This window comes from Pseudopedobacter beijingensis, assembly GCF_042678145.1.
GTDB lineage: Bacteria > Bacteroidota > Bacteroidia > Sphingobacteriales > Sphingobacteriaceae > Pseudopedobacter > Pseudopedobacter beijingensis.
This window is the reverse complement of the sequence record NZ_JBHUDG010000051.1, coordinates 179,662-191,628: the sequence shown is the minus strand read 5'-3', so window position 1 is coordinate 191,628 and position 11,967 is coordinate 179,662. Positions and strand designations below refer to the sequence as shown.

Annotated in this window: 10 protein-coding genes; 6 read left to right on the top strand and 4 right to left on the bottom strand. The window is 32.7% G+C overall.

Translation table 11 applies throughout. The features are described from left to right. Positions 1-24: 24 nt before the first annotated feature. The 4 genes from infC (at position 25) to ACFSAH_RS19490 (ending at position 2,004) form a co-directional block, all read left to right on the top strand. Positions 25-570: a translation initiation factor IF-3 gene (infC, locus tag ACFSAH_RS19505; RefSeq protein ID WP_379664386.1), complete on the top strand. Its 546-nt coding sequence runs from the start codon at positions 25-27 to the stop codon at positions 568-570. Between the two features lie 27 nt (positions 571-597). Continuing rightward, positions 598-798: a 50S ribosomal protein L35 gene (gene rpmI, locus ACFSAH_RS19500; RefSeq protein WP_379664385.1), complete on the top strand. Its 201-nt coding sequence runs from the start codon at positions 598-600 to the stop codon at positions 796-798. A 70-nt stretch (positions 799-868) separates the two neighbouring features. Next, on the top strand, positions 869-1,213 hold the full coding sequence (rplT, locus tag ACFSAH_RS19495) for a 50S ribosomal protein L20 (RefSeq protein ID WP_379664384.1): 345 nt from the start codon (positions 869-871) through the stop codon (positions 1,211-1,213). Positions 1,214-1,371: 158 nt separating this feature from the next. Continuing rightward, complete coding sequence (locus tag ACFSAH_RS19490) at positions 1,372-2,004, top strand: peroxiredoxin (protein ID WP_379664383.1); 633 nt, start codon at positions 1,372-1,374, stop codon at positions 2,002-2,004. Positions 2,005-2,126: 122 nt separating this feature from the next. On the opposite strand, the gene ACFSAH_RS19485 is transcribed toward ACFSAH_RS19490, so the two are convergent. Both ACFSAH_RS19485 and ACFSAH_RS19480 read right to left on the bottom strand, forming a co-directional pair. Continuing rightward, entirely contained in the window at positions 2,127-3,194 is a 1,068-nt protein-coding gene (locus ACFSAH_RS19485; RefSeq protein WP_379664382.1) for an AI-2E family transporter, read from the bottom strand. Between the two features lie 51 nt (positions 3,195-3,245). Next, positions 3,246-6,788 (bottom strand): metallophosphoesterase, encoded by a 3,543-nt coding sequence (locus ACFSAH_RS19480; RefSeq protein ID WP_379664381.1) that lies wholly within the window; start codon positions 6,786-6,788, stop codon positions 3,246-3,248. A gap of 198 nt (positions 6,789-6,986) precedes the next feature. Between ACFSAH_RS19480 and ACFSAH_RS19475 the strand changes: the two genes are divergently transcribed. Beyond that, positions 6,987-7,421 carry a DUF2147 domain-containing protein gene (locus ACFSAH_RS19475; protein WP_379664380.1) on the top strand — a complete coding sequence of 145 codons (435 nt, stop codon included), beginning with the start codon at positions 6,987-6,989 and terminating at the stop codon, positions 7,419-7,421. A 117-nt stretch (positions 7,422-7,538) separates the two neighbouring features. On the opposite strand, the gene ACFSAH_RS19470 is transcribed toward ACFSAH_RS19475, so the two are convergent. Together ACFSAH_RS19470 and ACFSAH_RS19465 are read right to left on the bottom strand one after the other, a co-directional pair. Continuing rightward, complete coding sequence (locus ACFSAH_RS19470; RefSeq protein ID WP_013631522.1) at positions 7,539-8,399, bottom strand: sigma-70 family RNA polymerase sigma factor; 861 nt, start codon at positions 8,397-8,399, stop codon at positions 7,539-7,541. 284 nt (positions 8,400-8,683) lie between these two features. Then, positions 8,684-9,523 (bottom strand): MBL fold metallo-hydrolase, encoded by an 840-nt coding sequence (locus ACFSAH_RS19465; RefSeq protein WP_379664452.1) that lies wholly within the window; start codon positions 9,521-9,523, stop codon positions 8,684-8,686. A gap of 239 nt (positions 9,524-9,762) precedes the next feature. Between ACFSAH_RS19465 and ACFSAH_RS19460 the strand changes: the two genes are divergently transcribed. After that, complete coding sequence (locus ACFSAH_RS19460; RefSeq protein ID WP_379664379.1) at positions 9,763-11,919, top strand: ATP-binding protein; 2,157 nt, start codon at positions 9,763-9,765, stop codon at positions 11,917-11,919. Positions 11,920-11,967 lie beyond the last annotated feature (48 nt).

The following is an 11,967-nucleotide window of genomic DNA, read 5'->3' as shown; positions in this document are numbered from 1 at the left end:
TGGAGGAATATTATAAAACCAAAGTTGAATCCGAACAATAATAAAAGAAGAAGTACAGAGCCTGCTCATAATATCAACAGGAGAATTAGAGCTAAGGAAGTAAGGGTTGTAGGAGATGGAATAGAACAGGGTGTTTACCCTATCGAACAAGCGTTAGCTATGGCTGAAGAACAAGAATTGGATCTTGTAGAAATCTCTCCCAATGCTAATCCGCCTGTATGTAGGATTATTGATTATAACAAGTTTATTTACGAGCAGAAAAAGAAGCTTAAAGAAATTAAAGCGAATGCTAAACAAACTGTTATTAAGGAAATACGTTTTGGTCCAAATACCAGTGATCATGATTATCAGTTTAAGCTGAAACATGCGATAAGCTTTTTGGAAGCAGGTGAAAAGGTGAGAGCCTATGTGCATTTCAAAGGTAGAGCTATCGTATACAAAGAACAAGGTGAGATCTTGTTGTTGAAGTTTGCCCAAGCTTTGGAAGACTACGGTAAAGTAGAACTTTTACCAAAGTTAGAGGGAAAGAGAATGTTCTTAACAGTAGCTCCTAAAACAGTAAAAAAATAAATTCAGGTTAAATTAAAAAGCATAGTTATGCCAAAAATGAAAACCAATTCCAGTGCTAAAAAGCGTTTCTCGCTTACTGGAACAGGTAAAGTCAAAAGAAAAAGTGCTTACAAAAGCCACATTCTTACTAAGAAAACTACGAAACAAAAACGTAACTTAACTCATACTACTTACGTTCACGAAGCAGATATGGGTAACGTTAAGTTTATGCTTTGTTTAGGAAAGTAATCTATTAATTAACCAAGTACTCGGTTTAAAGAATCTGAAAAGGATCACCGCTTACTAAAAATTCAAAATTATGCCACGTTCGGTTAACGCAGTTGCGTCAAGAAGAAGAAGAAAAAAAATCCTTGATTTAGCTAAAGGCTACTGGGGATCAAGAAGCAAGGTTTATACTATTGCTAAAAATACTGTCGAAAAAGGTTTGCAATATGCATACAGAGACAGAAAAGTTAAGAAAAGAGAGTTTAGAGCATTATGGATACAACGTATCAATGCTGGTGCTCGTGAACATGGAATTTCTTATTCTCAGTTAATGGGTAAATTAGCTGCTAAAAACATTGATTTGAACAGAAAAGTATTGGCTGATTTAGCAATGAATCATCCAGAAGCTTTCAAAGCAATTGTTGATACAGTTAAATAAGATAAATTAACAATTTCCGTTTTAGGAGAAAAAAGGTCTGGTGAATTCCAGACCTTTTTGTTTTAATCTTGTCAAAACAAGATTTTTATTTTGAATTTAAGATAATGTCTACTAATTTAGTAGATAAACAATATTGTTTTACTTTAAATCATAAAACTATGTTAAGATTAGGTGATATAGCTCCAAATTTTAAAGCTCAGACTTCAGAAGGAGAAGTAGATTTCTACGAGTTTTTGGGAGATAGTTGGGGCGTTTTGTTTTCGCATCCAGCAGATTACACTCCAGTTTGTACTACAGAATTAGGTAGAACGGCTGCTTTGAGTGACGAGTTTAAAAAGAGAAACGTTAAAGTTTTAGCATTAAGTGTTGATTCTGCGGAATCTCATAGAGGTTGGATAAAAGATATTAATGAAACACAAAATGTAGAAGTGGACTTTCCTATTATTGCAGATGAGGACAAAAAAATCTCTGAAGCTTATGATATGATTCACCCTAATGCTTCTGCTACTTTCACTGTAAGATCTTTATTTATTATTGCGCCAGACAAAACTGTAAAATTGATTATTACTTATCCGGCTTCAACAGGAAGAAACTTTCAGGAAATCTTAAGAGTTATTGATTCTCTACAATTAACAGCAGAATATAGTGTAGCAACTCCGGTAGATTGGAAAGAGGGAGAGGATGTTGTTGTTGCTCCTGCGATTAAAACTGAGGATATTCCAGCAAAATTCCCTAAAGGTTTTAAAGAGATAAAACCATATTTAAGAATGACGCCTCAGCCTAATAAATAATAATATCTATTTAGTTAGATAAAAGTTATTTACTTGAGGTAAAGAGGAGGGAACCCGAAGGACTTTTATTGTTTGCTTAGAAAGCTGATAATATTGTAGCCTAATCGGATTCCCTCTTTTATTTATATCATATTTTCTCCGTCCTTTGGTCTTTCGTCTGCCAGTAATACACCCCAATGTTTTAATGTTTCTGTGCGATCAAAAATTATTTTAAAAACAGCTATCATGGGCAAAGCCAGAAACATTCCGGATATCCCGGCCACACTTCCGCCTATAACCACTCCAATAATTGCAGCAAAAGCGTTTATTTTTACTTTAGAACCTACAATTCTGGGCATGAGTATGTTATTATCCAAAAATTGAACGATGGCAATTACAATAAGTACCGTAAATACGGAAGATAATTCTTGAGAAGATGAGAGTGTAAGTAAAACACCAATGATATTTCCAAAGAGAGCCCCTATATAAGGGATTAAATTAAGTATTGCAAATATAACTCCAATAAGTAAAGCGTGTTTAATGCCTAAAATAAGTAGCAAACCACCCAGTAAGATAGTCATGTAGGTAATTTGTATGAGTAAACCTAATAGGTAACTTTTAATGATTTCTTCAGATTCCTTTAATCCTTCTTTTACCTTTTCGTGATCTTCTTTTCTAAACCAGGTGAAAATAAATTTTAGAAAAAGATTTTTGTAAAACAACATCAGGAAAATATAAATAGGTAATAAGCCAAAGAAAATGATAAAGTTAGAGAAAGACCCCATAGCACCTCCAAGAATATTTCCTAAAGAATTAAGTATGTTGTTACTTTGTTCGTTAATAAATTTGGTTTGTTCTGTTGCAGAGTAATTGAAACTACTTTCTATCCACTTACTCAATTTTTCTAAATGCATACCCACATTTTTTTTAATCTGATCAAATTCACTGATAAGTACACTTATCTGGGAAGAGAAAAACCAAACTAAAACTGCCAAAAACAAAGCTAAAAGCAATATAGGTAGTATAATGGACATGATTTCGGGTATTTTCCTTTTCCTGAAAAACCTATAAACAGGTAAAAGCATAATGCTTATAAAAAAGGAAAGAAGCACAGGCATAATAATACTGCTGCCTACATATAAAACTGTAATTAATAAAACCAGTCCTAGCAGTTCAATAGATCGGATAACGGTAATAGGTAGTGCTTTCATAAATATTTCAAGGTGTTTATATATTTAAATATAAAATTTTCTCAATTTGTTTTAAAATCTGAATTTTGTATCAAAAGAAAATACTTTATCATCTTTAGAGATACCGTAACCCAAAGTAAGGATGAGATTATCGAATAAGTTTACCCATATTCCAGGGCCATAAGCTTTATGCCAGGTGTTGTTTTCTGATTTTTGGTAGAATACTCTTCCCACATCATAAAAACTATAGAAACCCATATCACCAGCAATTAATCTGCTTCTCAATTTGGTAAGTTTAGACCTTAACTCTGCATTACTATACAGGGCAGCATCTCCTGAAAATCTTTCGGAGCGATATCCCCTGAGATAGGATATACTGCCCAGTGAATTTGCATGATAAAAATTATAATTTCCGAAATTTTTTGCCCCCCCTAACCTTATAGCTAATGTGACGGGAAGTTGTTCTAAAGGTGTTAAATAAGCCCTGAAATCTGATTTTATATTAACATGATTAGCTTGGTTTTGCCATGATTTAAAATAACTAATGCCGTTGCTCCAGATCCAACCATTTTTTGGAGAAAGATTATCGTCACTATAATCAAAATTAAAGTAAGAATCTAGCTTTAGAAACCAATCGTAAGATGGAGAACGCTGTACAGAAGAGTTAAGGTAATGTAGCGAATCTTGTTTAAGTATATTAAAATACTCGAAACCTGGACCAATACCAATAGATATATGATTATTTACCCTCTTTTGAAAGTAAGTATTAAAGAACGCTGTTTTTGATCTTATCTGGTAATATTTCATGTTTCCAGTGTTTTCTGTGTCATTACCTAAACCATAGAAATTAAAATCGTAGGCAGGACCCATATACCGACCGGCAAGTATGAGGTCGTAGTTATAGGAAAATAACGAATAGAATGAGGTTAAGTATTTTACTTCTAAGGCACCGCTTACTGGAGCGAGTAAAACACTTACAGTTTGGGCAAAAGCATATGGATATTTTCTAAAACCATGAAGTTTAATGTTGTGGGTAAAACCTGCGCTGGCAAAATCTCTCATATTATAGATCATGGCATTGGGTGAAAAACCCACTTTATTGTAAATGAAATCGTTTCTATTAAAATCATTTATCCAGGGCTGATTATTGAATATGAGTTTTGAATTTTTGTTGTTGGGAGAACGTGTTTTATCATCATCATAAAAAAGTACCCGTTTTTGATTACTGGAGTTTTCCAAATAATCATTTCCATTACCACCAACAAATCTTATTTTGATTGGTCTTGACTTTGTGTTTCCATTTATAAATAACGAATCGTTGCCGTCAAGTCCGTATAATGTTAAGCTTTTGGTTTCTTTATTTAAGAAGATTCTGTTAAAACTCTTGGTTTCTTTCTGAGTATCGATTAAATTTAGTTCGGTTCCTTTTGGAGTTCTAAAAGCCAGAAAAATGTCATCGTTTTTTGTTCCAATAACTCTTACATTTCTAGATAATATACGGTAATATTTGCGAGCAACCTGAGTTAAGCTATTTTTACGAATGATGAGTTTTTGGATAAGTTCTTCTCCGTCTATATCATAAGAGTTTTTAGGGACATTAGTTACCGCTTGTCTAATAATATCGTCTGTGAGGAGATTCTTTAAAGAGTCCGCAGTAGCAATCCATATTTCTTCCGAAAGCTGATTTAACAAGTTTCTGTCAAGGTTTCTGGCCATAATGGATAGATTTTTAGGCTTTTTTATTTTATTTCCAAAATGCCTGATTTCAGGAGCCAGATTTTTAAGCGCTAAAGGAATATAGCCATCTATTTTTGTGAAAAACTGCTTTCTGTATTTATTAACGGGATGATATATTGTTTTCTTTCCTTGTTTTTCAGCTTCCCATAACCATTCGTCTTCTCCGCGATTAAAATCACCTATTAAAAGATCGAATAAACGATGTTTTAGAAAAAGCTGTTGGTTAACGACGTTCTCCTGTGAGCTTTCGAGTTCGGTGTAAAGTTGGTGTGTACTTAAAAGTTTTGTGGAATCTATTTCATGCTGAAGGATACCTACTTTACCTCCAAAGTCAGATAAATATTCTCCTAAGATTTTGCTGGGTGGAAGATAAAAAACATGACTATCTAAAGAGTCTATTTTTGCTTTTTTGGAAAGATAGTCGACAATAATACTCCCAAAAGGGTAAGAAGTTGAAGCCTGGTCGTCCATAAGTTCTTTGACTATGGTAGCATCAAATCCAGAAGGAAGTAAATCATAAGGATTATTGTTGATAATACTAAATCTGAAGTTTTTTCCTTTTTCGTTTTGAAGTGTAAGCGTATTTTCTGAACGGTTTAGGGGTTTTAATCCGCCTTGTGCTCTGGTTAAATCTAAAAACGGAACTTCTACTGGAGTTACCCAGCTTTTTCTGTAATGTTTTCCCAAAAATTTGGCTTTGGATTTTGAGGCTTTGTATTTTTTACCAACGGCAATGATTTTTGTAGAATCGGCATAGTTGAATGCTTTTTCAATTTTTAGATCTACATTGTTTGTAGGGAGAGCATATAAGGCCTTTCTGTAGACCAACTCTGCCTTGTTTGTTTCTTTGGTAACAGTATAAAATTCGACCCAGCACTGTCCGTTTTCGTAATAATTTAACCTGGCATACCCATTAGCACCTATACCAAATAGGATATTTTTAGATGGGAATATTTTGCTTGTGTAAATACTACTTCCACTAACCACCTGATTTATTTTTCCTTTTTTTAAAAGCTGCAAAGCATGTTCGTGGCCACTGGTTACAACAATGTTTTGGTATTGTTTAATTTCGTTAATCAACGTTTTAGCAAAACCAGTATACTTAGGGTTATTTAAGTCCTGTGTAGATAAACCTTGTTGACGCAGTATGGGGTAAAACGAACCTAATAAAGGAAGTGGAATATAAAGATTTTTATAAATAGCTGTTAGCGGGAATATATGATCTTTTAAAGTGAAATATCCACCATGTGGTCCATTCGAATATAAAGGATGGTGTTGAGCAATAAGAATATGATGGTGTTTATATTGTTTAAATGTTTTCTGGAGCTCGGATGTTACGGTGTCAACTTTTTCTTTGGAGATTAAGGATTCGGAATCTAAAAAAAGAAGAAGCATGGTGTTGTCAATCTCTAACTGAGTAAAGTAAGTTTGAGGTTCAGGAAGAAAAGCTCCGTTGTTTAAATGATCGTTTATATAATCTCTTTGTAAATCAATGGATTTAAGGCCTTGTTTCCAGTCGTGATTACCTGGGATAAAAAATATTTTTCCTTTAAATTTTTCCTGAATTTGTATCTGAAAATCCATAACAGCTTCTTTTTCTTTTCTTTGTCTGCTATTTTGGTCAGGCATTCCCTTGGGATAGATATTGTCTCCCAGAAAAATTAAAATATCCTGTTTGTTACTGTTTATTAATAGCTTTTTTTTTAACGCAGTTAAAGTAGGGGAGGCATTATTTTCGTCCAGTTTTCCAGCATCTCCAATAAGGTATATACTTCGTAATATTTTTACACTATCGGGAATATTGTTGCTCGTCCATTCTTGTTCATTAGCTGCAAATACGGCTCTTTGCGAAAAGACTGCAGTAAATTGGGTAAGCAATATTGTACAGAGAGTAAAAAATCTATAAAAAAACATTCAAACTTATAAATGTAAAATGGCTATAACGGAAACAAAGATATCAGTATCTGCATCCAATTTTAAACAAGTCTGGCGTTTTTATGTTTTATAAAATATTTGTTGGAAATAATATTTTATGCAAGCATAATACTTATATTTATAATACATAAAAAATACGTTATGAAAAAGATAGCAATTTTATTGGTTTTTGTTTTCGTTAGTTGTTTGGCGTTTGCTCAAAAGGCTGACGATGCTGTTGGCATTTGGTATAACGCACAAAAAGATGCCAAAATTGAGATATTTAAGAAAGGTTCTAATTATTTCGGTAAGATTGTTTGGTTACAAAATCCAAGCGAAGATGGGAAACCCAAAAAAGATACGAAAAATCCATCTGAAAGCCTGAGAAATAGAGAAATTATAGGGCTCGAAATTTTAAATAATTTTAACGCTACAGGTAAAAATGTATTGGAAAACGGTACTATTTATGATCCCAAAAGTGGAAAAACCTATAGCTGTAAGATAACAGTAGAAACTGTAAATAAGCTAAATGTAAGAGGCTTTATAGGGGTGTCGCTGATAGGTAGAACAGATGTTTGGACCAGAGTATCAAAGTGATTTTCTACACTGATATCATTAACACTTCTTAAGTTATATACCATAATGATAAATATAAAAGTAAACAAAAAAGCCTGTTCCAAAAGAGCAGGCTTTTTTATTCTTTATTTTGAAGTTTTACCCTAAATAAGATTTTAAGATTTTACTTCTGGATGTGTGACGAAGTCTTTGTAAGGCTTTATCTTTAATCTGACGTACACGTTCTCTGGTTAAATTAAACTTTTCTCCAATTTCTTCTAAAGAAAGAGGATGATTAGAACCTAAACCGAAGAATAATACAATAATTTCTCTTTCTCTTTCTGTCAATGTAGACAATGAGCGTTTAATTTCTTCAGATAAAGATTCGTCAATCAACATACTATCAGTATTTGGATTATCATTTTCCAAAACATCTAACAGCGTGTTTTCTTCCCCTTGAACGAAAGGAGCGTCCATAGACACATGACGGCCTGAATTACTTAAGGTGTCAGAAATTTTATCAACTGTAGTCTCTAAAATATCTGCCAGCTCTTCAGGTGATGGCTCTCTTTCATATTCTTGCTCTAGTTTAGAGAACGCCTTACTAATCTTACTTAATGAACCTACTTGGTTTAATGGCAAACGTACGATACGAGATTGCTCTGCTATGGCTTGTAAGATAGATTGGCGTATCCACCAAACAGCATAAGAAATGAATTTGAAACCTTTAGTTTCATCAAATCTTTTTGCGGCTTTGATGAGGCCTAGATTACCTTCGTTGATTAAATCTCCTAAGGTTAATCCTTGATTTTGGTATTGTTTTGCTACGGAAACAACGAAACGTAAATTTGTTTTTGTTAAGCGTTCAAGGGCTGCTTGATCGCCTTCTCTGATTTTTTGTGCGAGGATAACTTCCTCTTCTGCTGTAATTAGATCAACTTTACCAATTTCGTGAAGATACTTATCTAACGATTGTGATTCACGGTTGGTGATTGATTGCGTAATCTTGAGTTGTCTCATCTATTTATAAAATATACTCCTGACGTATAAAGTTTGCAAAGCTAACTATTTTTAATGTATATAACGTTGAAAGATTGAAAATGTTGGCTTTTTTCTATAAAAATTTAAATTTAATTTTATTATATTGCAACAATAATCGTTCCATTGCAGAACTGTCAGTTTGTAGATAATTGTGGTTTTTGTCTATAATCTATTGTAGGATAGGTTTATAGTGTTTTTTGTATTGATTGTTAAAAAACGTTAATTGCATTGTAATTAAAAAAGCTGACTTTGTGTCGGTCTTGTCAGATTTCACTTAGTCTGAAAGTTTTATCCAATCTGATTCCTTTTTCGGTATTTTTTAATGTGCAGCATTCATTTTTTGGATCGTGTTCTAAGAAAAGCACATATTCGTTTTTTGTTGCTTCTTCTAAGATGCGTGTTTTTTCGTCCATTGTTTTCATAGGAAACACGTCGTAAGACATTACGTAGGGAATAGGAATATGACCTATAGAAGGAATAAGATCAGCCATATATAAAATTGTTTTTTCATTGAAAGTAATCTGAGGAAGCATCATAGCTTCCGTGTGTCCATATGCAAACCTGATTTTGATGTTTTCAGAAAAAGAGATTCCATCCTTTTCTTCTATAAATTTTAATTGTCCATTTTCTGTTAAGGGTAATATGTTCTCTTTCAAAAAAGAGGCTTTTTCTCTGGCGTTAGGTTTAATGGCCCAATTCCAATGTTTTTTATTACTCCAATAAATTGCGTTTTTAAAAGTAGGTTCTAGTTTGTTGCCGTTACGGATTACGGAGCCACCAACGTGATCAAAGTGCAAATGTGTAAGTATAACGTCAGTAATATCTTTTTCATGAAAACCAATTTTCCTTAAAGAAGAGGATAAACTATCGCTCCCATTTCTGTAGTAATGTTTAAAGAAGTTTTCGTCCTGTTTATCACCCAATCCTGTATCAATTAATATTAATCGGTTTTGTTCTTCAACTAACAGGCATCTTGTAGCCCAGTTGCAAAGATTGTTTTCATCGGCAGGATTGTTTTTGTTCCATATGGATTTTGGAACTACGCCAAACATAGCGCCGCCATCGAGTTTGAAATATCCAGCTTCAATTGCGTGTAATTTTATCATTTTCTAAAAGTAATAAATATCATCTTAAATTCTAATTCGGTAATTATTTAGGTATAAATGTTGCATGTTTTAGCATAAAAACATAAAACTTCTAAGAAACAGAGTTGAGATTTTGCTTCTATGGTGGTTTTATTAATTGTGGTGGTTTGCCTTTTGGGTTTTATTTTCCTCATTCATGTAGAAAATAGGGGAATAAATTCACGTTTTTGGTGATAATATTTGTAGGTTAAAAATATATGAAAAAACTTTCTTCTGTATATAGGTGGTTGCTTGTGATGATATTAACATTGATTCTGATATTCTTATTGGTGAGTTTGGCCAAGCGGAAAAATGCAGCTGCTAAGATTGAAGAGAATTTTGTAGAGTTGAAAAAAAACAATTCTTATGTTTCTTTAATAGACAGCAGTATATATAAGTTGTTAAGTATAGAGAATAACTTACAATTATATGCTGTAACTAGGGCAGATGTATATTATGAGAATTATCTCTTATCGTTAAATGAGCTTTCAGCTTTAATAGATTCTTTAGAAACTCATTTAAACTTAACAGAACAAAAGGATGGTGTAGGATTAGATCAGCTAGTGAAACAAAAGGTAGACAGGTCTAAGGTTTTTCTTTACTTAAGAACTGTAAATGATTCATTGATAGTATTCTCTTCCAGATTAAATGAGAATGTAAATCTCAGAGATATTAAATTGAGACTTTTGCCTGTAGAGATAAACAGGCTTGAATCTGTATATGTTACAACAAATACCAATTTTGTTCCAGTAAAAGAAAATAAAAAGCTTTTTGGCCGCCTTAAAGATGCTATTGTAAACAAAGATTTAACGTTTGATACGTTAAAAACTGTGGATAGTAAAAAAGAAAGTACTTCTACAGATAATATGGATGAGGTGAAGGAGAATAGATTGAAGAATGCAGAAAGGATAAAGCAATATAATGCAGTATTGAAAAGTGCTATCAGCAGATTGGTAAATATACACGAGGATTTAAAGAAGAAAGAAACAGAGCTATTTTTAACTAATAATACTTTATTAACGAAGCTAAAAGATGCATTTCAAGAGCTAAAAACATTAGAAGACCCGAATGTACAGACTACCAAGTTACATCAGGAAACTAAGAAGAGCTTATCAGTGATAGAAACTTTTTACGAATATGTTCTTATTATAAGTATTTTATTGGTGTTGATTATTTTTCTGAACATATGGTCGTTATTTAAAAATGAAAAGAAATTAAAGCAGGCAAAGGAATTTGCAGTAAGACAAACGAAGATAAAAACAGATTTTCTGGCGCAGATGAGTCACGAAATCAGGACGCCGTTAAATTCAATTCTGGGTTTTTCAGAACAATTAGAGAATAGCGAACTTTCTACCAATCAAAAAGACCATTTAGATTCAGTAAAGAAAGCTTCTCAGATATTGCTTTCTATTGTAAATGATATTTTGGATTTATCAAAAATAGAAACAGGTAAACTAAGTATCCAGTCGTTTCCATTTTTTCCCAGAAAAACAATAGACGATATTGTAGCCACGCTCAAAATTCACGCAGATAATAAAAAACTGGATTTGATTGTGAATTGTGATTTTGAAGAGGACGTAGAGTTAGAGGGAGATGAATACAGACTGAAACAGGTTATTATTAATCTGGTGAACAATGCAATCAAATTTACCAAAAAAGGATCTGTTACTTTAAATGTAGAATTAACAAAAGACTGCGTGTTAAAAGCAGAAGTGATAGATACCGGAATAGGCATTGATAAGCAGAATTTTGATATGGTGTTTAATGAGTTTACTCAAATTCTTAATAAGAACGACTTAAATCGACACAATGGAACAGGATTAGGTTTAGCAATATGTAAGAAAATTATAGAGTCTCAGAAAGGATTTATAGGTGTTGAGAGTGAAGTGGGTAAAGGATCGAGATTCTTTTTTGAAATACCCTATACGAATTGTATTAGAAAAGTAAGTCCAAAAGTTGTTAAAAAAAGTAAGAAATTGGATGCTATTGATGTTTCTTTATTGGCTGGAAAACGCTTGCTCGTTGCTGATGATAACAAGATGAACATTATGTTGCTGAAAGTTATTTTTGATAAATGGTCTGTATATTTTGATGAGGCGAAAGATGGATTAGAGGCATTAGAGCTGTTTAAAAACAATGACTATGATGTGCTTTTAACAGATATCCAGATGCCAAATTTGGACGGATTAGGTTTAACTGCCGAAATCAGGGCAATGGAAGACAGAAAGAAATCCCGAATTCCTATTATAGCTATAACAGCTAATGCAATGGAATCTAATGAGTTTTTATATCAAAAAGCTGGTATAGATGATTATATAGTGAAACCATTTAAAGAAGAAACACTTTATTATAAAATATTGAAGCATACGGTTTAGGTTATTTGGAATAATTCTAATTAACCTAACATTCTTGATATAATTACT